This is a genomic window from Streptomyces sp. NPDC023573, from assembly GCF_055559735.1.
Map to the genome: position 1 here is coordinate 389,856 of NZ_JBVHKB010000004.1, position 24,196 is coordinate 414,051.

The following is a 24,196-nucleotide window of genomic DNA, read 5'->3' on the forward strand; positions in this document are numbered from 1 at the left end:
CCGGGCGTCCGACCGGCCCGGAGCGAGAACTCGGTGCGTGGGAGAAGAGATGCCCCTGCCGGAACCGGAGCGCGAGGCCGAAGCCGCGGCGGCCATCGGCTTCGATCTCAGCGCATGTGTCCGGGAGCCCATCCACCGGCTGGGCATGATCCAGTCCCATGGCACCCTGCTCGCCGTGGATGCCGAGACCGGCACCGTGGACAGCGCGGCCCTGAACACGGCCGGCCTGCTGGGGATCGCTGCCGATGAGCTGGTCGGGGGGCCCGTCACGCGGGTGCTCTCACCCGAACACTGGGCCGAGGCGCTCGAGGTCGGCGCTCAGCACGAGGGGGCGAGCCTGGTCCTCCCTGTCTCCGTCGATGTGGCGGGCGCTCCCCGGATGTTCGACGTGACCGCGCACCGGCAAGGGCCCCTACTGGTTCTGGAGTGTGAGTCGCGCACCGCCGCCGCGCCGCACTTCGCGCACTTCTACCAGGGGGTCCGGCGAGCTCTGACGCGTCTGCGGTCCTCGATGACAGCGGCCGAGTGCTGTCAGGCGGCTGTCCGTGAGATCCGGGCCCTGACGGGCTTCGACCGGGTGGTCGCCTACCGCTTCGACGGTGAGAACGGACCGGGGGAGGTGGTCGCGGAGGAAGTCACCGAGGGCCGCGAGCCCTGGCTGGGACTCTGGTTTCCCGCCAGCGACATCCCGCCCCAGGCGAGGCGGCTGTACCGCGACAACTGGATCCGGGCAATCGCCGACGTGGACGACATCAGTGTGGGCCTGCACCCTCCGCTCCGAGCCGATTCGGGCCTGCCGTTGGACCTGTCGAACTCCGTGCTGCGCACGGTGTCCGGCTTCCATCTGGAGTACCTGCGGAACATCGGTGTGAAGTCGTCGATGTCGGTGAGCGTCCTCCGGGAGGGCGAGCTCTGGGGGTTGATCGCCTGCCACGGCTACACGCCTGTCACCATTCCCGCGGAACTGCGGGCGGCCTGCGAGTTCTTCGGCGTGGCCTTCTCCCTCGAGCTCGCGGTCATCGAGGAACGAGAGCAGGCAGAGGCGCTCACAGCGTCCCGCGAACGCCTCGGCCGGATCCTCTCCCGTGTCACGTCGGACTTGGAGGACTCGCTCCTGGCAAGGGACGATGCCCTCAGAACACTGCTGGGCGCCGATGGCGCGGCGCTCTGCCGCGGCGGCCGCAGCACGATCAGCGGTATGAGTGTTCCGCCCGCTCTGCTGGAGGCCCTCCGCACAAGCGCGGCAGGGCCGTCACCCGGCACCATCTGGAGCACGGACCGCCTCGCGGAGGAGCCAAACATTCCCGACGACGCGGTGGAGGACGGTCCGGCAGGGGCCCTGATGGTGACACTGAGCGGGTCGGGCGACTTCCTCGCCTGGTTCCGGAAGGCCCGTCCGACCGCCCGCCAATGGGCCGCCGACCCCTCCAGACCTGTCCAGGTCGGACCGCGAGGCGAGCGGCTCACCCCTCGTGGCTCAGGTGCCGTGTTCCGCGCGGTGGTAGACGGACAGTGCCTGCCCTGGACACCGACCGACCGTGCCACCGCGCAGGAACTCTGGCGCACACTCACAGGAGTCGTGCTCCGTCACGAGGCGGAACTCGCGGCGCTGAACGAACAACTGCGCATCACCAACTCCGACCTCGACTCATTCGCCCACGTGGCAGCTCACGACCTCAGGGAACCGCTGCGGGGTATCTCCAACGCCGCGGCCTTCGTCATCGAGGACGCCGCAACGGAGCTCGACGCCACCACCGTCCGCAGGTTGCACACCATGCGGCGACTGGCCGGCCGGATGGACGACCTGCTCAACTCGCTGCTGCACTACGCCCGACTGGGCCGAGGCGGGCTGTACCGCATCCATGTCCCACTGGACCGCGTACTGGACTCCGCACTCGAGGTGGCCGGTGAACGCCTGGCCGAGGCCCACGTGCGGGTCGTCAGACATGACCTCCCAGAGGTGTACGCCGACGAGGACCGGCTCTACGAAGTCCTGGTCAACCTCCTGGTGAACGCGGCCAAGTACGCCGCCGACCGGGGCGATCGCACGGTCGAGGTCCTGGTCGACACGCTCCGCCCACCGGCAGGCGGCCCTCCTCGGCAGACCGTCGTGGTCCGGGACAACGGCATCGGCATCCCCCCCGGCCAGCAGCACGAGGTCTTCGAGCTGTTCCGCAGACTGCACGGGCAGGACGAGCGCGGGGGCGGCTCGGGCGTGGGACTGGCGATCGTCAAGCGGATCGTGGAGCGCCACGGTGGCGAGCTGTGGCTCGACAGCGAACCAGGCCGTGGGAGCACCTTCTTCTTCACCCTGGGTCAGGAAGGAGGCTGAGCGGCAGGGCCGTCCTCCCCGCCCTTCGCCCTGCTCTGCCAGTAGTCGACGGCCCCTTTCAGCACCGCCCGGAAGAGATCGAAGTTGACCGGCTTGTAGATGTAACTGTCGGCGCCTGCCGCGTAGGTCGTGTCCACCTCGTCCGGTCCGGTGGCCGACGTGAAGGCAACCACGGCCACCTCGTCCAGCTCCGGCCGGGCACGGATCGACCGCAGCACCTCGGTTCCGCCCGGTCCAGGCAGTTTGAGGTCCAGAAGGACAAGCCCCGGCCGCCGGTCGGCTTCCAGCAATCGCTCGACGAATCCCGTCCCCCGGTCGGTGAATTCCAGTGCCAGACCGGGGTGGGTGCGGCCGAGCGCCCGCGCGATGGCCTCGGCGTCCTCCGCGGAGTCCTCGACCACCCAGACGAGGTTCCGATCGATCCCCTGCTCCCCGGCAGCCCCGCTCATCCGGTGAACTCCGCCCGTGCGGCCAGCACGGCGATGTCGTCGGCGCCCGTCGCCCGGAATTCCACCGCGGCCTCTGCCAGCCGCTCCGCGAACTCCCGGGGCTCCCCGGTGCCCATCCGCGCCACCGCGTCCCGCAGACGTGATTCGAAGAAGGTCCCGTCGGCCGCTCTCGCCTCGGTCACTCCGTCGGTGAACATCACCAGTGCGTCCCCGGGCGCCAGGCGCACCGAACCGGATCCGTACTCGATGTCCTCCAGTACACCCAGCAGATCTCCGTGGGCCGGGAGCTCCTCCACGGCTCCCTCCTCACGCCGCACCAGAGGCGCCGGATGACCCGCACTCCAGTAGCGCACGAGGAAACCCTGCCCGTCGGGTACCAGCGTCGCCACCAGCGCCGTCACGAAGCGGGACGTGCCCTCCCTGAGCAGGGCCTGGTTCAGCCGCCCCAGCGCGTGCTCGGGCGTACTGCCGTCCTCGATGAGGGTGCGCAGGGTGTGGCGGGCCAGCCCCGTGAGGGCCGCCGCCTCCGCCCCGCGGCCGCAGACGTCGCCGATGAGGAGGGTCGTACCACTCTGCGCCCCCGGCACCACGTCGTAGAAGTCACCGCCCACATCGAGCGAGACGTCACCCACCTCGTATGCCGAACTCAGTGTCAGCCCCGGGACCCGCGGCAGCTCCCTCGGGAGAAGGTGTCGCTGGAGGGAGACCACGTGACGGCGCCGCTGTTCGTACAAGGTGCTGCTGTCGATGGCCAACGCGGCCCGGGCGGCCAGACCCGCGAGGAACCGGGTGGCCTCCTCGGCCACGATCACCCGGTGGTAGATGAACGTCAGGGTCCCCAGGGCTCGGCCCCGGGCCTTGAGCGGGTTCACGCTGATCGCGCGCACGGCATGGCCGGCCCCGGACGAGGCGGGCCCGAACGGCCCTCCCGCCAGCTCCTCACCCTTCAGTGCCAGTGCCTGCCCGCTGTCGAGTACTCGCTGCAGCACGTCCCTCAGCCAGGTGTCCTCGGCCGCACACGTGCCGAGCCACTGCTGCTCCCCGGCGTCCATGTGCGCGTAGGACACGGGTGTCAGTCCCTCGGGAAGACGCAGATGCACGACGCACCCCTCGGCGATGGCGGGCACGGCCGTGCGAGCCACCCGCCGCACGGTGCTTTCGACATCGAGGCTCGCATCCATCTGCAACGACGCCTCCGCCAGGAAGGCGTCACTCACCTGACGTACCTCGTCGGCGTGCCGCGCCGTGATGCGCCTGTTCGAGACCATGGCGACCTCGGCCACCTGCTTCAACCGCGTCCGCAGCGTCAGATCGACTGCGTCCCTGCCCGCGGTGCCGACCATGAACGACACCCATCCGCCCAGCCCCAGTGGCACGGCGCACTCGGCCACACTCCGCGCTCCGGCTGCCGCCAGCGCTTGGACATGCGGCATGGCGCCGTCGAGTCCCGCCACCTCATGAACCGTGACGGTCGGATCATCGTCCGGGGCCCCGGCAGCGCCAGATTCACCGTAGTCCTGTTCGATTTCCACGCGTGACGGCGCCGGCTCCGCCGACGTGGCACTACGCAGGTAGTGCAGCAGCCCGCCGCTCCAGCGGGTACCCACGACGGCCAGTACGCCGGGCATACGGAGCAGCATGTCGTAGAGGGAATCGGCCAGCCCCGCCACATCATGCGCCGCCTCGGCGACACGCCAGAGCTCATGCAGACGACCGGACCACCATCCGTCGTCCACCTGACGGGAAGCTCCGCCCTCGTGCTGCTCCACCGCTGATCCGCCGTCCCGTATCGCCAATCGGCCCCGGCCCATCAGGGGAAACGCTATGCCAACCTACGGCTGGGCGCCTCCAGGCGCGGTCGGCCCGCGCGCTCGCGAGGACCGGCTGCCGCGGCTTCCTTCGCACAGCGCGGGAGTGCGTGACGCTGGGGGGATGTTCGAGGACTGCGCATCCGAGCGGATCCAGGTCGAGGGAGCATCGATCTTCACCCGCTGGGGTGGTCAGGGGCCGCCGGTGCCGTTGGTGCACGGCCACCCCAGAACCTCCGTGACGTGGCACAGAGACGCGCCCCAGCTGATCGAGCGGGGTTTCACCGTCGTCCGCCCCGACTTGCGCGGATACGGCCGCTCCCGGGGCCCGACACCCACAGCAGACCATGCGGGTCACTCAGGGATCCCCGAGCGCGTCATCAGCGCCGCCCCGGACAGCTGGTACCGCGGCGACTGGATGAGCACGGGGCCAGGAGCACCACGACGCATGGCGCGAGGCCACCGGAAAGCTGAGACCGGCGGCTGCTCCCGCGCCGATGCCGAGGGCCTGCGCATGGAACGGCCACGGCCGGCGGAAGTGACTGGCGCGCCGCCGGGCTGCACGGCCACCCCAGCCTGCGACCGGGCCGTCCATGGACGCTGGCCTGCCTGCCTTGCGGCTGCCATGCCGGACGCCTCCTCGGGGACGAGCCACAACGGACCGCCGACGCCGGCGCGAGAAGAGCACCCATGAACGGGCGCCTGCCCGACAGGTCATCAGGGATGCCCTCAGGCGCCTCGTACCCCCCGTGAAGCCCGGGTCTGCACGCGGGCTCGCCGGGCCGGTCGGACATCAGCCCCGGTTGTTCACCGGTGGCAAGGGGGGGGCGGGCGGCTCAGCGCAGTCCGGCGAAGAGGTCGTTCTCGGGTACGGCCGCCCCGGTGGTGTCCTTGACGCGTACGAAGGTTTCCATGCCCATCAACTCGCCGAACCTCTCCTTGCCCATCTTGAGGAAGAAGATGTTCTCGCCCTGACTGGCGTGCGCGGCCAGCGCATCGAACTTCTGACCGCTGAACGCGGTGGTGTCCACCCAGGTGGTGACCTCGTCGTCGGGGAGCCCGATCTCCGCCATCGCGGCGGCCTCGGCCGGATCCGGCTCCGGTGCGTCCTCGTGGAACTCGCGCATGGTCTCCCCGAACCGCTGCACCGTCGAGCGGGGCATCGTGGTCCAGTACACCTTCGGTGTCAGCGCGGTCATCTCCAGCGCAGCCATCGTGATGCGGTGGGCCTGGATGTGGTCCGGGTGGCCGTAGAAGCCGTTCTCGTCGTAGGTGACGACCACATCGGGCCGGTAGTGCCGCATGAGTTCAGCGAGCCGGGCGGCGCCCTCCTCCACGGGGGTCTGCCAGAAGGATCCCGGGGCATCGTTGCTGGGCCAGCCCATCATCCCCGAGTCGGCGTAGTCCAGCATCTCCAGGTCGCTGATCTTCAGCACCTCACAGCTCGCCTCGAGCTCTCGCCGGCGCATCGAGGCGACGGCAGCCGGATCGTGCCCGGGGTCGCCCGGCTTGGAGCCTCCCGGCCCGTCACCGCAGCCGCCGTCCGTACATGTCACGAGAACCGTGCGGATGCCTTCCGCCGCGTACCGTGCGAGGACCCCTCCCGTTCCGGTTGCCTCGTCGTCGGGGTGGGCGTGTACCGCCATGAGCGTCAAGGGCCGGTCAGTCATGAGAAACAGTCCTCCTGCAGAACTACGTCTTGGTCCGGGCACGCGACGGGCGATCCCGGGGCCGCGCCCTGGTGGGCCCGACGGCCTTGTGGTCCGGCTTCCCGCCCGTGCGGTGCCGGTTCCCCCGGTTGCAACCGTGCCGCCCGTGCCGGCTGTTCCCGGAGCGGCCGATCAGCTTTCAGGAGCCGGCCGCACGATCTGCACGGGTACCGGTGGTGAAGCTGTCCCGGGCGGTGGCCGCCCGGGTCCGCGGCGAGCTCAGTGGCGTGGGCCCGCGCCGTGCAGGAAGGTGTCGATGACGCGGGCGGCGAGGGTGTCGGTGTCGATGCCGGTGTCGTCCGGGTTTCCGCGCAGGGATTCTCCGAGGAGCGCGTAGTAGACCCGCCGCAGCCAATGGAGGTCGGCCGCCTCGTCGATGAGCTTGTCCGCCCTGGCCCGTTCCAGCACGGTGATGCAACGTCGGCCGATGTCCTCGTGGAGGGCGGCCGCTTCGCTGCCGGGGTCGGCCGGCAGTTCCAGGGCGAACGCCCAGGCGCCCTTCACCTCGAGCACGTTGGCCGTGATCCGGTGCAGCGCCACCAGGGGAGGGGCGGTGTCCGGCCTGCCGTCCTCCACGGCCTGGACGAGCTGCCGGGCTGCTGACGCGGCCAGGGCGTCGATCAACGCCTGCCGATGGGCGAACCGCCGGTGGATCGTTGTCCTCGCCACCCCCGCGGCGGTCGCGATCTGCTCCATCGACGCGCCGGGATCCACGGAGAGAACGCGTTCGGCCGCCTCCAGGATGGCGCGCACGCTGCGCTCCGCGTCCGCTCGCAACGGCCGTGCCGCTGTCTCACCCATGGCGCCTCCCATTCCTGTGCTTGAGCTTCGAAACGATACACCGCCGGGCCGTAGCGACCTTAAATGCGTCTCACCTGTCGCAGGTAGCCGGAAAATAGGTACTCTCTGGTCTTAGTTTCTCGCCGACGAAGGAGAACCCGTGCACAGTGCAGCGCTCATCACCGGTGCCTCATCCGGACTCGGGGCGGAGTTCGCCGCGCAGCTCGCCGCCCGCGGACACGATCTGATCCTGGTGGCGCGTTCCGAAAGCAGGCTCACCGCCCTCGCCGAGCGCCTTGCCGCGGACCACGGCATCCGCGCCCACGTCCTGGTTCAGGACCTCGCCGAGCCCGACGCGGCGCAGCAGATCGCCGGCCGTCTCGCCGCCCGCGGCCTGAGCGTCGACCTGCTGGTCAACAACGCCGGATTCGGCACGTGCGGTCGCTTCGAGGACATCGCCGCGGACCGCGACCACGACCAGCTGATGGTCAACGTCGTCGCACTCGTCGGCCTCACCCACGCACTGCTCCCCGGCATGCTGGAGCGCGGCACGGGCGCGGTCGTGAACGTCGCGTCCACCGCGGGCTTCCAGCCCTCCCCGTACTTCGCCGTCTACAGCGCGGCCAAGGGCTTCGTGCTGAACTTCGGCCTCGCCCTGCGCCAGGAGTACCGCGGGCGCGGCATACGCGTACTCACTCTGTGCCCCGGCCCCGTCGACACCCCCTTCTTCGAGGCCATCGGCACCCGCAAGGCGGCCGTCAACGGCTCGATGACCACGCCGGAGCCGGTGGTACGCGCCGCTCTGCGCGCCCTCGACCGCGACCGCGGCTACGTCACCCCCGGACTCGGCAACGCCCTGGCCGCACACCTGCTGCCGCGCCGTCCGCGCACCCTGGTCGCCGCCGTCGCCGAGCGTGTCACCCGCAAGGTCCTCAGCCCCGCGGGCACCGCCGCACAGCCGAAGGAGTACGCGGCATGAGTTCCTCCACGGTGCCGGCCGCGGGTGCCGCCGCCGCGATGCTGCTCGTCGGTACCTCGACGGCCGTCTCCGCGACGATCGCCGACTACCCCGTACTCAGCGGTCAGGCCCTGCGCTACGCACTCGCCGCGGCGATCCTCCTTGCCGTGGTACGTCACCGCCGCTTACCCCGGGCCCACCTGACCCCCCGTGACGTCCTGCTCCTCCTGGCGCTGGCCGTCACCGGCCTGGCGGGCTTCAACATCTTCCTCGTCGAAGCCACCCGGCACGCGAGTCCCGCGATGATCGGCACGGTGGTCGGAGCGATCCCCATCGTCCTCGCACTCGTCGGCCCCCTGACGGAACGCCGCCGGCCGGCCGCCCGCACCGTCGGCGCCGCGGCTGTCGTGACCCTGGGCGCCGCCGTCGCCGCAGGGCTCGGCGGCGGCAGCCTGCACGGGGTGCTGCTGTCCCTGGGGGCGCTCGTCGGAGAGGTCGCCTTCTCGCTGCTCGCTCTTCCCCTGCTGCCCAAGCTCGGCCCCATCAGGGTCGCCGCCTACCCCGCTGCGCTGGCCGTGCCCATGCTCCTGGCCGCGAGCATCGCCCTGGACGGTACGAGTGCCCTTCGCCTGCCCACCCTCACCGAAGCAGCCGCCTTCGGCTACCTCGGGGTGCTCGTCACCGCCACCGCCTTCTTCCTCTGGTACGACGCGCTACGCCGACTGGGCGCCGCACGCGCCGGACTCTTCGCCGGCCTCGTCCCGGTGGGCGCACTGGTCACCACGGTCGCACTCGGGCTCGGGGACGCCGGACCCGCGGACGTCACCGGCGCACTGCTCGTCGCCACAGGTGTCCTGATCGGTCTGCGGCAGCCCGCGCCGACCGGCGCCGCAGTCCCGCCGTCGGAGCGTGGTGAACGGGCCCAGGACGGGGAGACCCGGAGCGGGGAGGCTCCGGTCACAGTGAGCCCGGTATCCCCGCCACGGTCCGGTCCGGTCAGACGATGACCGGGACGGCCTCGGAGCGGTTGGTGGCCCAGTTGGTGACGATGGGCTTGTCGACGGTGGCGGTGTCGGGGAGCTTGAGCTCAGCGGGGTCGGGATCGTCGTTGGTGACGGCGATGATGACGTTCTCGAACTCCACGCCGCCATCAGTGTCCGTGGTCTTCGGGCTGATACCGGTGTACGCGACGGCGGATCCGCTGAGCTTGATGGGGTCCTCACCGCCCTGTCCGACAGGGGAGGCGACGCCCTCGGCGCCGGAGCCGAAGGACACGCTGGGGGTGTTCACGTCCAGGTAGCAGGTGATACCCGACTTGGCCTTCGCCGTGACGAGGTAGTAGCCGCCGGCCTGGGACTCCGAGGTGACCGTGAAGTTCAGGTCGTTGGTGCCGCAGGACTGCCCGACGCCGCTCTCGCTCCCGCCCGCAGCATCGGCGGCCTTGGTGGTGGAGTCGCTGGAGGAGTCGCCGGACCCGGAACCGGTGGAACCGGAGCCGCTGCTGGAGGGGCTGCTGCTCGCGGAGCCGCCGGCGGAAGCCGAGGAGCTGCCGGCGTCCTCGGAGTCACCGCTGCTGCAGGCGGTGGAGGTGGCGGCGATGGCCGTCAGGGCCGCGACGGCGAGGACGAGACGGGTGGAACGGGCGGTGGGGCGCGCACGCATCATGATCTCCAGCGGCTTCGGTGTGGTGCTTCCTGCTTCCACCGATGACACTAGGGCCGAGTCGATCCTGAAATGATCTTTTACGTGTCCGGGTTCTGTCTCAGCGGCATCGGTTCCACGAGACGGGGTCGGATCGGCCCACCACCAGCACCGGCGGGAGCCTCGGTGGACGACGACCGAGGTCATCGACCTGCGGAGCGGCGGATATCTGCCGCGGTTCGCCGATGCCTGTGTGGACGCCGGTGCCGCGTTCAGTTCATGACTACTGGAAGCAGTCCTCCGCGGAGAACTCCGCGACCGCTGCGTCCGTCACGCCGTCGAGGTCAGGGATGTAGGGGCGGACGTCCGGCAGCGGTGTACAGAAGGTGACGTTCGAGGTCAGTAGTGCCTCGTCGGTGTCGGCGAAGGAGAACGAGACGTAGGACTTCACCGCTGTGTCGCCGAAGTGCTCCTGCGCGCCGTGCAGGCAGGCGGCGGCGTACGCCAGGCACCTCCGTACGAGGACGGGCGTGCGCACGTCCGCCGCAGAGGGAAGGTCATAGTCCGTCATGCCCCTGCCGTTGACCGTGGTCTCCTCCGCGAGCCGGTCGGCGCACTCCGGAAGGATCTCCGGGAGAAGGCCGGTCAGCACTCGCCCGCCGGCGGGCGTCAAGGACCATCCTCGCTCCACGACTTCACGGAACAGGGGAGGGATGTCCTGAGCACTCAGTCCTGCCGTGTCCGTCTCCCGCAGGAGAGCCCTCATCCGGGCATTGGTTCGCATGTCCGCTCACCGCCGAGCGCGTCAGCGCGCACAACCGGCACTCCGCTCTGCCGACCAGACCGTGGACGTCTGGAGCGCAGGGCCGTCGACCCGGACCGCGCCCGCTACGTATGCGGCCCAGAGTAGTTCCTGGCAGCCGAAGAAGGACTCCCCCAGCTGTTCACCCAGATGCGCTCGCCACTGAGGAGGAGGGCGGATGTCGGACGGACCAGTGCCTGTCTCAGGTCGTTGAAGGGGCTCTGACCTGCATTTTCCCGTCAGGCGGAGTGTATGACTACGGTCTCTGGGTACCCCACCTGACCGCTGTTGTCCGCTCTGCTGGGCACGGATGGGGCACGGGAGTCACCACGAAGGCCGTGCCCCAGCGTCTGAGCTGTTACGGCTGAGGCTCGTACAACCAACCCGCCCTCTTGTCGGTCTTGTTCGGCGACGTCTGACCGACATCGGCCGCCGAACAGGACTGAAGGACTTGATGAACCCAGCCAGACGCACGACCGCCACCGCCTTGGTTCTGGCCACGGCAGGCGGAGTGCTCTACGCCACCGCCGTACCTGCTTCCGCGGCGGTGAACTGCACTTCCCCCGTCTTCAAGCGGCAGTTCTTCGCGAACACGACGTTCTCGGGTACGCCGAAGAAGACAGACTGCGATTCCGCGATCGACCAGAACTGGGGCAAGGGAGCGCCCGTCTCCGGCGTGCCGTCCAACAACTTCGGCGTGCGCTGGTCGGTGACGCGCGACTTCGGCTCCGGTGGTCCCTTCGCGTTCACGGCCTCCGCCCAGGACGGAATGCGCGTCTACCTCGACGGCGTCCGGAAGATCAACGTGTGGAAGAACGTCTCCGCCACCGTCAGGAAGACGGTCAACGTGACGATCCCCGCGGGCAAGCACACGATCCGCTTCGACTTCGTCAACTGGACGGGTTCCGCGAACGTCAGGTTCGCCTATACGCCGCGCACCTCCGCCGCCTATGACAAGGTCAAGCCCCTCAGCCCGACGGGCGCGGCCGTCTCGTACAACCCCGCCACCGGCGCGGCCAAGCTCACCTGGGCCAGGAGCAAGGAGATGGACCTGGCGAATTACCGGGTCTACCGGCGGCTGAAGGGCGCGCCGTACGGCAAGCAGCTTGCGACGACCACCGCCACGTCGTACAACGACAGCGCGCTGCCCAAGACCGGCGCGGCCTACTACTACGAGGTGCGGGCCGTCGACAAGGCGGGCAATGTATCCGGCGGCAGCCCCGACAAGCTCGTCACCACCGTCGACAGGACGCCGCCCGCCGCGCCCTTCGTCGAATGGGATGCATGCCCGGCCGACCAGCCCTACGCGGCACCGGAGCTGGTCACCACCGCGAGCAACGCCGCCGACATCGCCCGGTACGAGATGCAGCGGCTCGACGCGACCACGAAGCGCTGGAGCACCGTCTACTCCGGCACCAAGGGTGCGATCTGCGACACCGGCTACCGGGCCGACGGCAGCAAGGTCACCTACCGGGGGCGGGCCCGGGACGCCGCCGGGAACTGGTCGGCCTACTCGGCCGCCACGACGTTCACCACCCCCGACCTGACCCCGCCCGCCGCCGTCACGGGGCTCCGCGCCGAGTACCGGTCGGGCGTTCCGCATCTGGTGTGGTCGCCCGTCACCGGGGCCGCCTCGTACCAGGTCCTCCAGTACGAACCGGCGACCGGCGGCTACGTCGACGCTCTTCCCGAGGGGAGCCCCAGCACCCGGACCGACGTGGTGCCGCGTCAGTCGGCCGCCGTCGCCGACAGCTACCGGTACGCGGTGCGCTCGCTGGACGCCAAGGGCAACCCTGCCGCGCCGGTGGAGATCACTCTGGAGTTGGCCGACCGCCCGGAGGCGATCCCCGCGTTCAAGACCACTGCCAACGGGTTCGACGAGGGTGTGATGGTCGAGTGGAGCAGCGTCGACCCGTGGACCGTCGACGAGCGGTCTCTTCCCACATACAAGATCATCCGGACCGACACCGCGACCGGCGAGACCGACATCGTGGACCGGTGCAAGCCGAACAGCTCAGTGGACCAGCCGCTGGGTGACCCGGACACGTACTGGACCTGGGCGGACGACGATGCTCCTCTGTCCGCCCGCAAACAGGTCAACGGCAGCTGCTGGGACGTCCAGGGCAAGTCGGAGACGACGTACGAGTACCGAGTCGTGACGACCGACCGGTACGGACATGTGTCGCAGGCCGGCCCGCCCGCCACGGAGACCACTCCGGACACCCAGCGTCCCGCCCCGGTCCAGGACCTGACCGCGGAACGAGTCCCGCTCGGCGTCCGGCTGACCTGGACGCCGCCCGCCGACACCGATGTCTCCGGCTACCGCGCGTGGCAGGGCGTCACCGACCCGGACAGCGGTGAGACGGTCTGGAAGAACAACTGCTGGACCGGCAGCTCCCTGACCAGGACCGAAATCCTCTGCCCGACAGTGCCGGACGGCGCCACCCACGTCTACAAGGTGGCCGCGATGGACGATTACCGCGAGGATCCACTCGGCGTCCTCCACCCCACCGAGGTCTCGATCACCCTGCCCGACACCCGGCCGCCGGGCTGGACGGAGACCGAGGTCCGTGAGGGCCAGTACCCGGATCTGTACGTCGGCTGCTCCGAAAGCTCCGGACTCGGGGACTGTTCCCGGTTCGCGAGCTACCGCGTGGAGCGCTGGGACCCCGTCACTGCCGCCTACGTCACCCTGGCGGAGGGCGCGATGGGTGACGCCGCGTTCTACATGGACACCACGGTGCACGAGGACCGGCTCGGCCTGTACTACTACCGCGTCGTACGGCTCGACGCCTCGGGCGTCGAGGCCGTGACCCGATCGACGGCGTATGGCATCTGGGACTCCTGGCTCTGACCGGACGTGGGAGGGGACCGAAGGGTTCTTCGGTCCCCTCCCCAGGCGACGAGCGGTTCGACCGGCCCCAGGACCTCGACCTGGACGTGTACCGGGTCTCCTGTCTCGACGACTTCAAGGCCCGCTGCCATATCGGCACAGCCACCGTCCGCCTTTCTGCCCGGGAATGACGGCGCTTGCTCGGCGACGTCGCCCTTGCGGTGGTGAGGGCCTTCGGCGCCCCCGCGACCGCCGGCGGTGACGACGGACGGGTCGAGGCGGTCATCCCGGTCGAGGGCACCGAGCACGTCTGCTGCGAGTTGCTGAGCTCGGACCGCCCTGCGGTGGTGAGGCGGGAGATGGGCTGCCAACCCGCCCGCGTCCGCTTCGAACGCGACGAGAAGCGGCGGTCCGGGCGCCGCAGCGGCCACTCAGATGTGACCGTCCAGGAACTTCCGTACCTCGTCGATGGTCATAGGTCCCGTGCCGTGCGCCACCGCCGCTCCCTCCTTCAGCAGGAGGCAGGACGGGGCTCCGGTGATCCCGTATCGCGCGGTCGCCGCCGGGCAACGCGTGACGTCGGTGCGGACGACCGCCAGGCGGCTCGTGTAGGCGGCGGCGATGTCGACCATGACGGAATCCATCACCCGACAGGACTCGATCGCCTTGGGCCATGCCCCGGTGAAGTATGCGAGAACCGGAACCTTGCTTCTCCCGAGGATGAAATCGAACTCCGCGTCCTCATGAGGTCGGTGAACCAGCTTTGTCATGGGAGCTCCTGACCTCACGTTTCGTACTCCGTCCCATCATGGACGCTCGCGGACGCGGCGGTAGCCGGGTGACGCGTCAGCTGACCCGGAGGCCGACCGCCAGCGTCAGTTCGAGGACCCGTTGTGGCGATGCGAGATCGGGAAACAGCTCGCGCAACTGCGACATCCGGTATCGAACAGTCTGGGGATGGACGAACAATGCCGCCGCGGCCTCGTCCCGCCTGCCCTGGTGCAGCAGCCACGCTCGCAACGTCTCCTCCAGCCGTCGTGCGGTTGCGGCAGGCAAGGTCTGCAACGGTGCGAGGGCTCGGGCGCGCAGGTCTGCGAACGCGTCCACGTCGGCGCTGAGCACCAGCTCGGGCAGGTGGTCCTCGGTGTCGCGAATGTCGGAGGAAAGGGAGCGCGCGCGTAGGGCTCGTGCGTACGAGGCGGACGCATGAGTCCAAGGCCGGGCCGGGCCGACCACGGCGGCTCGGTCGGTCAGCTGCCGCAGGAGACGCGATCGGTCGGCATCGGGGACGAGGAGCACACCGGTGGCATCCGGCAGATCGTCGAGGACGAGGGTGCTCGGGTCGAGTGTCCGGTAGGCAGGCCGGGCCTGGGCGGCGGGCAGCAGGACGGCGGTCAGCGACACCGGAGGCTGCCACCTGGCCCGTTGGCCGGAGGCCAGCAGCACGTCCGGGCTCGCGCCGGCGAGGAGGTCGCGGGCCAGGTGTTCCAGGTGGCGCTCGTGGGCTCTGCCCCGGGCGGCCAGTTCGTCGGCGTGGCCCGCGGCGCTCGCGGCGGAGAGCTCATCGATGTAGGCGAAGGTCAGCTCGGCGAACTTCGCGACTTCGGCGGCTGGCAGACCTGCGGGTACGGCACCCGCTGCCAGACAGCGCCAGGCGACTCGGGCGCCGACGCGGTAGGCGCTGAGCAGGGCGTCCATCGAACGGCCGTCGCGCACCTCACCGCGGCCCAGCTCGTAGGCGGCGTCACCGGCGTCGCCGCCTGTGGCGTTTCCGCTCGCAAGGTCCAGGTAGTGCCCCAGGGCGGTACGGACGGCTCTGCGGATGGTGGCGCCCATGCGGCCCGAAAGAGCATGGGCGTAGGGAGGAACCTCGTCGATGATCGCCTGGACGACTTCGTCGGCGGTGGTCTTCAGTGCGGCCCGAAGGGCGGTGACCGTTGTTTCGTCCAGGGTCAGTTCGCTGGCCCTCCGTATTGCATAGCTCACTTTTTGTTCCCTGCGAACAATTCAGTCGACCAGATTTACGTCCTGTGGTCAGGACTTTACGCCTGAAGGCGCAGCAAGCTGGAGTCATGACGAGTGGAGCCCTCCGCAGTAGGGCGTGGAAACTGCTGGAGATGGTCACGACGCCGCTGCTGCCATCGGACTACCTCGACCTGATCAGCCCGCTGCGTGCGGGCGCTGACCTGTGTGGGCGCATCGAGGCCGTGCACCCCGAGACCGATGACACCGCGACTGTCGTGATCAGGCCAGGGCGGGGCTGGCGCGGCCACACAGCCGGCCAGTACGTGAGGATCGGGGTCGACGTCGACGGAGTGCGCCTGTGGCGTGCCTACTCCATCACCTCGCCGACAAACCGCCGGGACGGCCGCGTCACGATCACCGTGAAGGCGATCCCGGACGGCAAGGTCAGCAACCACCTGGTCCGCAGGGCGAAACCGGGCACGCTGATCCAGCTCGACCAGCCGACCGGTGACTTCGTCCTGCCGCAGGCCAAGCCTGCCAAGGTGCTCTACCTGACGGCGGGCAGCGGCATCACGCCCGTGATGGGCATGCTGCGCGACATCGAACTCGACGACATCGTCATGGTCCACTGCGCGCCACAGCCTCAGGACGTGATCTTCCGCAAGGAACTGCACGGCCTGGTCGCGGACAAGAAGCTCCGGCTCACCGAAGTGCACACCGACACGGACGGCAAGCTCGACATCACGCGTCTCCAAGAACTCGTGCCCGACTGGGCCGAGCGCGAGACCTGGGCCTGCGGGCCCGCAGGCCTGCTCGACGCCGCCGAAGGGCACTGGACCGAGCAAGGTGTCCGAGAACGCCTGCACACCGAACGGTTCCGCCCCAGCATCGTCGTCGCCGGCGACGGCGGTGAGGTCACGTTCAGCGCCAGCGGCAAGACCATCGTCGCGGACGGCGCCACGCCGTTGCTCGACATCGGCGAGGAGGCCGGCGTGCTCATGCCCTCCGGGTGCCGCATGGGCATCTGCTTCGGCTGCGTCACGCCGCTCAAGGCCGGTGTTGTCCGCGACCTGCGCACCGGCGAGATCACCGAGGCCGAGCCGGGCGTCCTCATCCAAACCTGCGTGTCCGCCGCGGCGGGCCCCTGTGACATTGAACGGTAGGAGCACCTTGACCGCCATCGACCCCACCGCCCACCTGACCGCGGAGCAGATCGAGGAGCTGGGCCGCGAACTGGACGCGATCCGCGACGAGGTGATCGCCGACCGCGGTGAGAAAGACGCCGCCTACATCCGTAAGGTCATCTCGGCGCAGCGCAAGCTCGAGCTGGTCAGCAGGGGTGTGCTGCTGTTCTCGTTCTTCCCGCCCGCGTGGTTGCTCGGCACCGCCGGGCTGTCCGTGGCGAAGATCATGGACAACATGGAGATCGGTCACAACGTCCTGCACGGCCAGTGGGACTGGATGCGAGACCCGAAGATCCACTCCACCACCTGGGAGTGGGATCACGTCTCGCCGTCCGATCAGTGGAAGCACTCGCACAACGAGCTGCACCACACGTACACCAACGTGATCGGCAAGGACAACGACCTCGGCTACGGCATCATGCGCGTCGACGAAGACCAGAAGTGGCACCCCTTCCACCTCGGCCAGCCGCTGTGGAACTTCCTCAACGCCTGTTTCTTCGAGTACGGCATCGCAGCGTACGACCTGGAGCTCGGCAAGAACCTCACCAAGCGCCGCCGCAAGAACCCGGAGTTCCGCGCGCGGGCCAAGGCCGTGGGTCGTAAGATCCGCAAGCAGGTGCTCAAGGACTACGTGATCCACCCGTTGCTGTCGGGCCCTTCATTCCCCACCACACTCGCCGCCACGTTCACCGCGAATCTGGTCCGCAACATCTGGACCCACTCGGTGATCATGTGCGGGCATTTCCCCGAGGGCGTACAGGTCTTCGAGCGCCGGTCGATCAGGGACGAGACGCGCGGCCAGTGGTACCTACGCCAGATGATGGGCTCGGCGAACATCAGCGGCAGCAAGGCCATGCACTTCATGACCGGCAACCTGTCGCACCAGATCGAGCACCACCTGTTCCCGGACCTGCCGAGCAACCGGTACGCCGAGGTCGCGGTGAAGGTGCGCGCGCTTTTCGAGAAGTACGAGCTGGAGTACGTCACCGGCCCGCTGCCCAAGCAGGTGTTCTCCGCGTGGCACAAGGTCTTCCGGCTCGCGCTGCCGGACAAGCAGCCCAAGGTCGGAACGCCGGACCGTGAGCAGGACCTCATCGCCGCCTGACCCCCCGGCCTCACCTCGAGCCGGCAACTGAGTGGGAGCTTCTCTCCGGTTCTACGACGAACCCACGGCAGATGAGAAGGGCGGCGAGGTGGACTACGACTTGGTGTGAGCAGGTCGCTGGTACAAGCACGGCCGGGGGCGGCGCGGTAGGCCCCCTTCTGAGCTGATGTACGCCCCGGCCCGGCTGGCGACCGAAGCCGGTCGGCGACATCCGGACGATGCTCCGGGCCGACAAGAAAGCCCCCGGCGGCTGGCCTTGGGCTCTTTCATGGAGCGGGTGACGAGAATCGAACTTGCGCTTTGAGCTTGGGAATCAACGGTTCTTGAACGGCTCTAACGGCTCTGACCTGCATGTTTGCCTGGGTCGGTCGAGGCTTGCGTGGTCTCTGGGCGCTGTGCTTGACCGCTGTTGTCCGCTCCGAAGGGCACGGATGGGGCACGGTCGTTGTGGGCTGAACAGCATGAGGTGCATCCTGCCGAGCACGTCCGGTCTGTGTGCGGCCCTCAGTCTTCGTGCGGAGCCTCCTGCTCCTGGAGTCGTTCGCCGATGTCGCCGGCCCATGTCTGTGCCCACTGCCGCAGCCTGGTGATTGCTTGCTCGTTGAGTCCGTAGGCGGCGAATTCCGTGTCGTCGATCCAGTCGGCTCCGTCCAGTCGAGCTTGCAGCTCGCTCAGGTCGAAGGAGTCGCGGGCATGGCGCCGTCCGAGCTCTTCGAGTTCGACGTGACTCCAGTGGTTCGCTGCGGCCTGAACGTCGATCAGGTCGCTGGCGAGCCCGCGGTCGGACAGCGCGCGGCCCTTGGTTCCGACGACATCTTCGAGTGACAGCACCAAGCCGTGCTCGGTGTGCACAGGCGGTCGTCAGAGGGCTTCCTTGAGGATGTCGACTTCGCACTCTTCACGGCTGGTGGGATCGGTGACGATCAGGCGCGCGGAAGCGGGTCTGTTTCCAGAGCGCTGACCTGCCACCCGCGCTGCTCCAAGCCGATGCGCACGGCAGTCGCAATGTCCTCCATGCGCTCGGGGTTCTCGGTCGCGACGTCGAGGTCCTGGCTGAGCCGGTCGACCAGGCCGTGCGCTTGGACCGCGTAACCACCGGTAAGCGCCAGAGGGTATGCACCGCCTACAGCAAGCACGTCTGCAAGCAAGCGACGGTGCAGGTCGGTGAGGTTCACGCTGCGGCCTGGGCGCTGTGAGCCAACTCGTCGAAGGCGCGTTCCCAGACTTCACGGACATCACGGCTGATCAGCGTGCGCAGTGTGGGCCACAAGCTGACGAGGAGGCCGCGATTGAGATACCGGACCAGATCATCGTGCTGGCCCTCGGCCAGCACGATGCGGTAGTAGCTCATCCGCAACCGGGGCTGATCGAGGTCGAAAGTGGTCAGTCCCGACCACGCCAGGTGGAGTGGCAGGCTCACTGTGCCGTGCTCGGGGCCGGCGAGCTCGGAGAGCGCCGCGGGTGCGCGCCGGGCAAACTTGGCACGGCGGAGATCGGAAAGGCTGGGCTGTGAGGCCATACCCCGATTATCCAGGGAGAGGCCACCGGGGCGACCTGCATGGTGGCCGACCTCCTGGCGGGCTGGTGCGCACATCGCGGATACGCACCGGGATGCCGGAGCCATTGCAGTGGGCCGCTGCTCGGTGTGATCGCGCGGCATGCCTCCTGCCGGCCTAGGACAGGTCGTCGAGCGGCCTGAGAAACCGGCGCTCGTAGCGCTTGATGCAGCGGGTCTCACGAGCCAGGTCGAACGCTTGCTGGCACTCCGAGTCGGACATGCTGTCGGAGCGGTACTGCTCGTACGCGGCAAGACTGGGGAAAGAGAACAGGGCGTAGGCAATGTCGCTGTCGCTCTCACTCGGCAGGAAGTAGCCGTGGTGCGTCCCGCCGAACCGGTTGACGAGCCGGACCCAGCGGCGACCGTACTCCTCGAAGTCCTCAAGCTTGTCAGCGTCGATCTCGTACTTGAGATGAATGGTGATCACGCTTGCATGATGCCGTGTCACGGACGGGCACCCGTACGATCAGGCCGGTGGCGAGGGCATCCAGCACGGATATGGCCCCCCAGGCGCAAAGAAGCCCCGGGCCGCTGGCCTGGGGCTCTTTCATGGAGCGGGTGACGAGAATCGAACTCGCGCTCTGAGCTTGGGAATCAACGGTTCTTACGCTGTTGGAGGGGCTCTGACCTGCGGTTTCGGATTGGGTAGGTGGATGGCTCCCGGTCTCTGGGAGCCGTATCTGACCGCTGTTGTCCGCTCTGCTGGGCACGGATGGGGCACGAGAGCTGGCAGTGCGACGCGTGCTCCGGGCGGGCCGACTGGTCAGAGGGGGACGATGCGGACTTGGTTGCCGCAGAGCTTGGTCATGTCATCGCTGTCGGACGTCAGGAGGGCGACGGGTTTCGGCTGGCGGAGCGCGACCTCGGCGACCGTGGCGTCGATGGCGTACTTGCGCCCGTGCAGCCCGGCGCCTTTGAGCAGCTCCGCTGCCGCTTTCGCCGCCTGCTCGGTGACCGGCTCCACCTTGATGCGGGACAGGGCCCAGTTCAGGCGGGGCATGTTGGTACGGGGGTGGGATACTTCCACGATGGTGTTCGCCCCGATCACCAGGTCGGCTCCCATGTCGTGGAAGACCTGAAGCATCGCGAGGAGCTTGCGGTCCTGCGCGACCCAGGCGGAGAGTCCTTCCGAGTCCAGGACAACGGTTTCGATGCGCTCGCTCACGCGGCGTCCGCGCCCTTGGAGGAGTTGGTGGCGCCGAAGATCTTCGAGTGGGCCTCGGCGAGCTCCTCGTCGCTGAAGCCTCCATGCTCCTCCTCGTGCCGGCGAAGGTCGTCGCCCAGCAGTTGGTGCCGGATCTGGCGGGCCACGGCTTCCGCTACATAGCCGGAGACGTTGTCCGTGAGCTTGCGGAGTTCCGCCACCTGGTCGCTGGGGAGCGTGACGGTGATGCGAGTCGTTGAGGACATGCGGTAAGCATACTGGAGTATGCGTGCAGGCTTTTTGCGGCACCGATCCTTCTGGTCAAGGTTTCGCGACCGGAGAGTGCGGTTTCCGGTGCCGGGAGTACGAGCCCGCCGACCATGCGCGTATCGGTCAGAAGGGCGGTTCGAGATAGCTGCGGCCATCACCGTGCGGCCCCCAGGCCCAGGACTCCTCCAGGAAAGGCTCGGAGTCGGGGGCGTCGTGGCCCCACGCTTCGAGCGCCCTCCGGGCAACACGCCGGTTGGGGTCGTCGCCGCTGGTGTCCAGGATGGCGCGCGCGTGCACGGCGAGGTGATCGCGGTGTTCGGCGAGCGCGGGGTGCTCGGCGAGGATGAGCGCGGCGATAACGGCGGCTTCGCGCACGTCCTCATGGCTGTCTCGGAGGAAGGGCGAGACCGCCTGGTAGAGCATCGGGCGCAGGTCCCGGAAGGACGCCACGACGGTGTCGGGGGCCAGGAAGCCAGGGAAGTACTGCTCCGTGCGGCTCGCAACCTCGTCGGAGGCGTCGTAAGCCGTGGAAACCAACCAGTTCAACAGTGCCGCGCGGATGGGGGCCTTGCGATAGGGCCGGGGGGTCGTAGCCGCCGGGTGGGTGAGGATGCCGGCGACATACATGGCGACGGGAGCGGTGGCTTCGTAGATGGTGTTCTGGTGGCCGACCATCTCACCTAGCTCTGACAGAGCGTTGACCTGGGCCCTGGGGTCGGGTGTCAGCAGCCGTGTGAGGACCTCGGGGAGGTCCTCACCGTTCCCGAAAGGCGTCTCGAGCGAACCCCAATCAGTTTCCGACAGGACTATCTGGTAAGGCGGCAAGTCGGGCTCGCGGGGTGCGCCGCCGTTGGAACAGCTGTGGTTCACAGGCAAAACCTAGACCAGACGGCGGATGCAATTCTCATGGTCCACGGCGGTGCGGACGGACGTCGCCGTCTGTGCCAGGCGGGCCCGGAGCTGACCACGGGCAGGCGTGCTGAAGGGGCCGCCACGTCGGAAGCGGGCATGCGGGCCGTCGTTCTGTTGGCCTTTCTCGCCTGGAGCGGCAGCGCGAGGTTGTGGCCGGCCTCGACCAGCGCGTGCGAGCACGGCGTGAAGAGGCGGATGACCAGGCATCTGGCACGGACATGGCACGAGATACCTGAACTGGTCCAGACAACAAAGAAGCCCCCGGCCGCTGGCCTGGGGCTTTTCTTGGAGCGGGTGACGAGAATCGAACTCGCGCTCTGAGCTTGGGAATCAACGGTGCTTGGACCGTCGAAGGGGCTTTGAGCTGCACTTTCGCGCTGGACGAGGTGTATAGCTACGGTCTCGGGGAGCCGTACCTGACCGCTGTTGTCCGCTCTGCTGGGCACGGATGGGGCACGTCGACGGCGGGTCATCAGCCTGAGGTTCTGTGCTGGAGCGGCTGGCGGAAAACGGAACGGGACCACCTGTGCTGCAGATGCTCCGGTGGCGCAGACGTCAGGCCCAGAAGGCTTCGGTGACCACGATCTGGGGGTCGGCGTGGCGCCGCATGAAGGTGTAGATGAGCCAGCCGCGTCCGCCGGCCAGGTCCACGATGTGGGGGCCGCCGGGGCTTGTAGAGGCCAGAGGCCGGACGGTCATCCAGTGCGGGAGCGAGGCATCGGCGTCGATCCCCCGGAAGTACGGGTCTTCGGTCGTGATCAGTTCCGCACGGGCGCTCATGATCAGATCACTGCCTTCGACAGGCATGTTCTGGAAGTCGTGCTGCGCCTGCTTCGTCCAGTCCATTTGCCAAGGCGGCCGGAGTGGTGCGTCGGTCACTCTCCGGGCTTCCTCTCAGCGGCTTCGTGCCGGAGGCGGCTGTACTCCTCCAGGAGCCGGATGGACTCCTCGGGGTCCTCGGACTTGGCGGCGCGGGCTTCGAGGTCGCGAAGGTGCGAGTCGAGGACGGGATCCCTGGCGATGGCGTACTGCGTCCACCACAGGCGCATGAAGGCGGGCACGGGCGTGATGTTGAAGGCGTCGCCGATGACGCGCTTCCAGTGCGCCTCAAAGTCCGGGAGGAGGTGCGGAGTGTGTTCCTGAATCGCCAACCGAAGTGCCTGAGGCGTGTGTTCGGGCATGGGCGGCAACCGCAGGGGTTCCCCCTCGTACCCATCGAAATGGAGTGCGTGGGCGGGCATGGTTCGTGCTCCTTGGTGTGGGGGTGGGTCAGGCCGCCTCGTGTCGGTCCTCGCGCTCGCGGGCCATCTGCTCGAACCACTCGGCCGGCACCAGGTAGGCGACCGTCTTCCCCTTGCGGGTGATGGCGGCGGCCTCGCCGGCGATCCGGGTCCGGTCCAGGATCTCGCCCATCCCCTTGCGCAGGTCGATGGTTGTGTACGTCTTCGTCTCCATGTGCTGAAGCATATAGCAACTATCATAGTTGACATATGTGCCCGTGGGGTGCGGCGGCTGGAGGAAGCCAGCAGGCGCATCGGGTGCAGAGCGGGCGCGGGGTGCCTGATCGGGCTTGTGGCAACAAAAAAAGCCCCCGGCCGCTGGCCTGGGGCTTTCATGGAGCGGGTGACGAGAATCGAACTCGCGCTCTGAGCTTGGGAAGCTCATGTTCTACCATTAAACTACACCCGCGAAGCGCACCGATGATCGGCTGTGCACCGTCCCACACTGTACCCCATCGCAGGCCCCCGGCGTGTTCGTCGTGGGGTCTGTGTGTCGTTCCGGAGGGTGGACGCGGGTGCGGGTGGGGGGAGTTGAGGGCGTAGCGTGGGTGGGCGGAGTGCCGCCTGGAGTGGCGTCCCCTTCATCCCCTAATGTGGCGGTCTCGTCCAAGGCTGGTTGGGGAAGGGACTTGATGGAGTCGATGGAGCGCACCGTCGTCCGCTGTGCCGAAGGGCACGTTTTCGCTACGTCGTCGTTCCCGATGCAGCAGCTCGGGTCCGGGCGGATCGGGCCCGGGCGGCTCATCCGCTGCCCGCGCTGCGCGCGGTTGCGGCAGGCGGTTCCCGTGGTGTTCGAGGAGCGTTAGCGAGCGGCAGAGGTCGGAGGCAGGCGCGCGCGGGGCGGTCCGGTTGGGGTCGGCTCGCGCGTTCTGCGTATCCTCGGTGCGTGCTTCTCTCAGATAAGGACCTCCGGGCCGAGATCGATGCCGGGCGGGTTCGCATTGACCCGTTCGACGCTTCGATGGTGCAGCCCTCGAGCATCGATGTGCGGCTGGACCGCTACTTCCGGGTGTTCGAGAACCACCGCTATCCGCATATCGATCCCGCCGTCGAGCAGGCGGACCTGACCCGTCAGGTCGAGCCGGACGGTGACGAGGCGTTCATCCTCCACCCCGGTGAGTTCGTCCTGGCGTCGACCTACGAGGTCATCTCGCTCCCGGACGACCTGGCGTCGCGGCTGGAGGGGAAGAGTTCGCTGGGCCGGCTCGGGCTGGTGACGCATTCCACGGCAGGTTTCATCGACCCCGGTTTCTCGGGTCATGTGACCTTGGAGCTGTCGAATCTGGCGACGTTGCCGATAAAGCTCTGGCCGGGAATGAAGATCGGGCAGCTGTGCATGTTCCGGCTGACGTCGTCCTCCGAATTCCCGTACGGCTCCGAGCGTTACGGATCGCGTTATCAGGGCCAGCGAGGGCCGACCGCCTCGCGTTCTTTCATGAATTTCCATCGGACACAGGTGTGATACG

24 protein-coding genes, 1 tRNA gene and 1 pseudogene are annotated in these 24,196 nt (G+C 68.5%); 8 read left to right on the forward strand and 18 right to left on the reverse strand.

Translation table 11 applies throughout. The features are described 5' to 3' along the window. Positions 1-49: 49 nt before the first annotated feature. The gene (locus tag ACZ32T_RS15635) at positions 50-2,332 is read left to right on the forward strand and encodes an ATP-binding protein (RefSeq protein ID WP_467272140.1); all 2,283 of its coding nucleotides are present in this window, start codon (positions 50-52) and stop codon (positions 2,330-2,332) included. Here ACZ32T_RS15635 and ACZ32T_RS15640 read toward each other — a convergent pair. Together ACZ32T_RS15640 and ACZ32T_RS15645 are read right to left on the reverse strand one after the other, a co-directional pair. After that, on the reverse strand, positions 2,317-2,781 hold the full coding sequence (locus ACZ32T_RS15640; RefSeq protein WP_467367288.1) for a response regulator: 465 nt from the start codon (positions 2,779-2,781) through the stop codon (positions 2,317-2,319). The genes ACZ32T_RS15635 and ACZ32T_RS15640 overlap by 16 nt on opposite strands. Then, positions 2,778-4,517 carry a PP2C family protein-serine/threonine phosphatase gene (locus ACZ32T_RS15645; RefSeq protein ID WP_467367290.1) on the reverse strand — a complete coding sequence of 580 codons (1,740 nt, stop codon included), beginning with the start codon at positions 4,515-4,517 and terminating at the stop codon, positions 2,778-2,780. The genes ACZ32T_RS15640 and ACZ32T_RS15645 overlap by 4 nt, the downstream gene beginning before the upstream one ends. 196 nt (positions 4,518-4,713) lie before the next feature. Between ACZ32T_RS15645 and ACZ32T_RS15650 the strand changes: the two genes are divergently transcribed. Further along, complete coding sequence (locus tag ACZ32T_RS15650) at positions 4,714-5,283, forward strand: alpha/beta fold hydrolase (RefSeq protein ID WP_467367292.1); 570 nt, start codon at positions 4,714-4,716, stop codon at positions 5,281-5,283. A 142-nt stretch (positions 5,284-5,425) separates the two neighbouring features. Here the strand turns inward: ACZ32T_RS15650 and ACZ32T_RS15655 are convergent, their stop codons facing one another. Together ACZ32T_RS15655 and ACZ32T_RS15660 are read right to left on the reverse strand one after the other, a co-directional pair. Further along, a complete protein-coding gene (locus tag ACZ32T_RS15655; protein ID WP_467367294.1) occupies positions 5,426-6,259 on the reverse strand; it encodes a PIG-L family deacetylase in 834 nt (277 codons plus the stop codon). 258 nt (positions 6,260-6,517) lie between these two features. Continuing rightward, on the reverse strand, positions 6,518-7,099 hold the full coding sequence (locus ACZ32T_RS15660; RefSeq protein ID WP_467272147.1) for a TetR/AcrR family transcriptional regulator: 582 nt from the start codon (positions 7,097-7,099) through the stop codon (positions 6,518-6,520). Between the two features lie 139 nt (positions 7,100-7,238). On the opposite strand from ACZ32T_RS15660, the gene ACZ32T_RS15665 reads away from it, so the two are divergent. Further along, positions 7,239-8,057 carry an SDR family NAD(P)-dependent oxidoreductase gene (locus ACZ32T_RS15665; RefSeq protein WP_467367296.1) on the forward strand — a complete coding sequence of 273 codons (819 nt, stop codon included), beginning with the start codon at positions 7,239-7,241 and terminating at the stop codon, positions 8,055-8,057. Beyond that, positions 8,054-9,043: a DMT family transporter gene (locus ACZ32T_RS15670; protein WP_467367298.1), complete on the forward strand. Its 990-nt coding sequence runs from the start codon at positions 8,054-8,056 to the stop codon at positions 9,041-9,043. Before ACZ32T_RS15665 ends, ACZ32T_RS15670 begins: the two co-directional genes overlap by 4 nt. On the opposite strand, the gene ACZ32T_RS15675 is transcribed toward ACZ32T_RS15670, so the two are convergent. Continuing rightward, positions 9,033-9,698 carry a DUF4232 domain-containing protein gene (locus ACZ32T_RS15675; RefSeq protein ID WP_467367594.1) on the reverse strand — a complete coding sequence of 222 codons (666 nt, stop codon included), beginning with the start codon at positions 9,696-9,698 and terminating at the stop codon, positions 9,033-9,035. The two genes, ACZ32T_RS15670 and ACZ32T_RS15675, sit on opposite strands and share 11 nt — an antisense overlap. Before the next feature lie 262 nt (positions 9,699-9,960). After that, positions 9,961-10,461 carry a hypothetical protein gene (locus tag ACZ32T_RS15680; protein WP_467272154.1) on the reverse strand — a complete coding sequence of 167 codons (501 nt, stop codon included), beginning with the start codon at positions 10,459-10,461 and terminating at the stop codon, positions 9,961-9,963. Between the two features lie 472 nt (positions 10,462-10,933). Here ACZ32T_RS15680 and ACZ32T_RS15685 point away from each other — a divergent pair, with 472 nt between their 5' ends. After that, a complete protein-coding gene (locus tag ACZ32T_RS15685; protein ID WP_467367300.1) occupies positions 10,934-13,333 on the forward strand; it encodes a PA14 domain-containing protein in 2,400 nt (799 codons plus the stop codon). A 410-nt stretch (positions 13,334-13,743) separates the two neighbouring features. Here the strand turns inward: ACZ32T_RS15685 and ACZ32T_RS15690 are convergent, their stop codons facing one another. Both ACZ32T_RS15690 and ACZ32T_RS15695 read right to left on the reverse strand, forming a co-directional pair. After that, positions 13,744-14,082, reverse strand: coding sequence for a thioredoxin family protein (locus tag ACZ32T_RS15690; RefSeq protein WP_467367303.1), 339 nt, complete (start codon positions 14,080-14,082; stop codon positions 13,744-13,746). A 76-nt stretch (positions 14,083-14,158) separates the two neighbouring features. After that, the gene (locus tag ACZ32T_RS15695) at positions 14,159-15,298 is read right to left on the reverse strand and encodes a PucR family transcriptional regulator (protein WP_467272162.1); all 1,140 of its coding nucleotides are present in this window, start codon (positions 15,296-15,298) and stop codon (positions 14,159-14,161) included. Positions 15,299-15,384: 86 nt separating this feature from the next. Between ACZ32T_RS15695 and ACZ32T_RS15700 the strand changes: the two genes are divergently transcribed. Beyond that, a complete protein-coding gene (locus ACZ32T_RS15700; protein ID WP_467367305.1) occupies positions 15,385-16,440 on the forward strand; it encodes a ferredoxin reductase in 1,056 nt (351 codons plus the stop codon). 7 nt (positions 16,441-16,447) lie between these two features. Next, positions 16,448-17,566, forward strand: a complete 1,119-nt coding sequence (locus ACZ32T_RS15705) for a fatty acid desaturase family protein (protein WP_467367307.1) — start codon at positions 16,448-16,450, stop codon at positions 17,564-17,566. Between the two features lie 504 nt (positions 17,567-18,070). On the opposite strand, the pseudogene ACZ32T_RS15710 reads toward ACZ32T_RS15705, so the two are convergent. The 10 genes and pseudogenes from ACZ32T_RS15710 to ACZ32T_RS15755 form a co-directional block, all read right to left on the reverse strand. Further along, positions 18,071-18,741: pseudogene (locus ACZ32T_RS15710) on the reverse strand (nucleotidyl transferase AbiEii/AbiGii toxin family protein). Continuing rightward, the gene (locus tag ACZ32T_RS15715; RefSeq protein WP_147961734.1) at positions 18,738-19,085 is read right to left on the reverse strand and encodes a transcriptional regulator; all 348 of its coding nucleotides are present in this window, start codon (positions 19,083-19,085) and stop codon (positions 18,738-18,740) included. The pseudogene ACZ32T_RS15710 and the gene ACZ32T_RS15715 overlap by 4 nt, the downstream one beginning before the upstream one ends. 154 nt (positions 19,086-19,239) lie before the next feature. Next, a complete protein-coding gene (locus ACZ32T_RS15720) occupies positions 19,240-19,551 on the reverse strand; it encodes an NIPSNAP family protein (RefSeq protein WP_147961733.1) in 312 nt (103 codons plus the stop codon). A 336-nt stretch (positions 19,552-19,887) separates the two neighbouring features. Further along, on the reverse strand, positions 19,888-20,289 hold the full coding sequence (locus ACZ32T_RS15725; protein WP_467367309.1) for a DNA-binding protein: 402 nt from the start codon (positions 20,287-20,289) through the stop codon (positions 19,888-19,890). Further along, positions 20,286-20,534, reverse strand: a complete 249-nt coding sequence (locus tag ACZ32T_RS15730) for a type II toxin-antitoxin system CcdA family antitoxin (RefSeq protein WP_329043579.1) — start codon at positions 20,532-20,534, stop codon at positions 20,286-20,288. Before ACZ32T_RS15730 ends, ACZ32T_RS15725 begins: the two co-directional genes overlap by 4 nt. 127 nt (positions 20,535-20,661) lie before the next feature. Continuing rightward, positions 20,662-21,408, reverse strand: a complete 747-nt coding sequence (locus ACZ32T_RS15735; RefSeq protein ID WP_467367312.1) for a hypothetical protein — start codon at positions 21,406-21,408, stop codon at positions 20,662-20,664. 597 nt (positions 21,409-22,005) lie between these two features. Then, positions 22,006-22,296: a hypothetical protein gene (locus tag ACZ32T_RS15740; RefSeq protein WP_467272176.1), complete on the reverse strand. Its 291-nt coding sequence runs from the start codon at positions 22,294-22,296 to the stop codon at positions 22,006-22,008. 29 nt (positions 22,297-22,325) lie between these two features. Next, positions 22,326-22,691 (reverse strand): hypothetical protein, encoded by a 366-nt coding sequence (locus ACZ32T_RS15745; RefSeq protein ID WP_365243019.1) that lies wholly within the window; start codon positions 22,689-22,691, stop codon positions 22,326-22,328. A gap of 28 nt (positions 22,692-22,719) precedes the next feature. Continuing rightward, on the reverse strand, positions 22,720-22,905 hold the full coding sequence (locus ACZ32T_RS15750) for a type II toxin-antitoxin system Phd/YefM family antitoxin (protein ID WP_093708058.1): 186 nt from the start codon (positions 22,903-22,905) through the stop codon (positions 22,720-22,722). Positions 22,906-23,065: 160 nt separating this feature from the next. Further along, a tRNA-Gly gene (locus ACZ32T_RS15755) sits at positions 23,066-23,139 on the reverse strand. Between the two features lie 477 nt (positions 23,140-23,616). Here ACZ32T_RS15755 and dcd point away from each other — a divergent pair. Then, positions 23,617-24,192: a dCTP deaminase gene (gene dcd, locus ACZ32T_RS15760; RefSeq protein WP_356709417.1), complete on the forward strand. Its 576-nt coding sequence runs from the start codon at positions 23,617-23,619 to the stop codon at positions 24,190-24,192. Positions 24,193-24,196: the final 4 nt, after the last annotated feature.

What these genes read in the sequence shown, in the direction of transcription:
- ACZ32T_RS15635 (WP_467272140.1), top strand. Translation starts at nt 50, where the DNA reads ATGCCCCTGCCGGAACCGGAGCGCGAGGCCGAAGCCGCGGCGGCCATC.
- ACZ32T_RS15640 (WP_467367288.1), bottom strand. Translation starts at nt 2,781, where the DNA reads ATGAGCGGGGCTGCCGGGGAGCAGGGGATCGATCGGAACCTCGTCTGG.
- ACZ32T_RS15650 (WP_467367292.1), top strand. Translation starts at nt 4,714, where the DNA reads ATGTTCGAGGACTGCGCATCCGAGCGGATCCAGGTCGAGGGAGCATCG.
- ACZ32T_RS15655 (WP_467367294.1), bottom strand. Translation starts at nt 6,259, where the DNA reads ATGACTGACCGGCCCTTGACGCTCATGGCGGTACACGCCCACCCCGAC.
- ACZ32T_RS15660 (WP_467272147.1), bottom strand. Translation starts at nt 7,099, where the DNA reads ATGGGTGAGACAGCGGCACGGCCGTTGCGAGCGGACGCGGAGCGCAGC.
- ACZ32T_RS15670 (WP_467367298.1), top strand. Translation starts at nt 8,054, where the DNA reads ATGAGTTCCTCCACGGTGCCGGCCGCGGGTGCCGCCGCCGCGATGCTG.
- ACZ32T_RS15675 (WP_467367594.1), bottom strand. Translation starts at nt 9,698, where the DNA reads ATGCGTGCGCGCCCCACCGCCCGTTCCACCCGTCTCGTCCTCGCCGTC.
- ACZ32T_RS15680 (WP_467272154.1), bottom strand. Translation starts at nt 10,461, where the DNA reads ATGCGAACCAATGCCCGGATGAGGGCTCTCCTGCGGGAGACGGACACG.
- ACZ32T_RS15685 (WP_467367300.1), top strand. Translation starts at nt 10,934, where the DNA reads ATGAACCCAGCCAGACGCACGACCGCCACCGCCTTGGTTCTGGCCACG.
- ACZ32T_RS15690 (WP_467367303.1), bottom strand. Translation starts at nt 14,082, where the DNA reads ATGACAAAGCTGGTTCACCGACCTCATGAGGACGCGGAGTTCGATTTC.
- ACZ32T_RS15700 (WP_467367305.1), top strand. Translation starts at nt 15,385, where the DNA reads ATGACGAGTGGAGCCCTCCGCAGTAGGGCGTGGAAACTGCTGGAGATG.
- ACZ32T_RS15715 (WP_147961734.1), bottom strand. Translation starts at nt 19,085, where the DNA reads ATGGCCTCACAGCCCAGCCTTTCCGATCTCCGCCGTGCCAAGTTTGCC.
- ACZ32T_RS15730 (WP_329043579.1), bottom strand. Translation starts at nt 20,534, where the DNA reads ATGTCCTCAACGACTCGCATCACCGTCACGCTCCCCAGCGACCAGGTG.
- ACZ32T_RS15740 (WP_467272176.1), bottom strand. Translation starts at nt 22,296, where the DNA reads ATGGACTGGACGAAGCAGGCGCAGCACGACTTCCAGAACATGCCTGTC.
- ACZ32T_RS15745 (WP_365243019.1), bottom strand. Translation starts at nt 22,691, where the DNA reads ATGCCCGCCCACGCACTCCATTTCGATGGGTACGAGGGGGAACCCCTG.
- ACZ32T_RS15750 (WP_093708058.1), bottom strand. Translation starts at nt 22,905, where the DNA reads ATGGAGACGAAGACGTACACAACCATCGACCTGCGCAAGGGGATGGGC.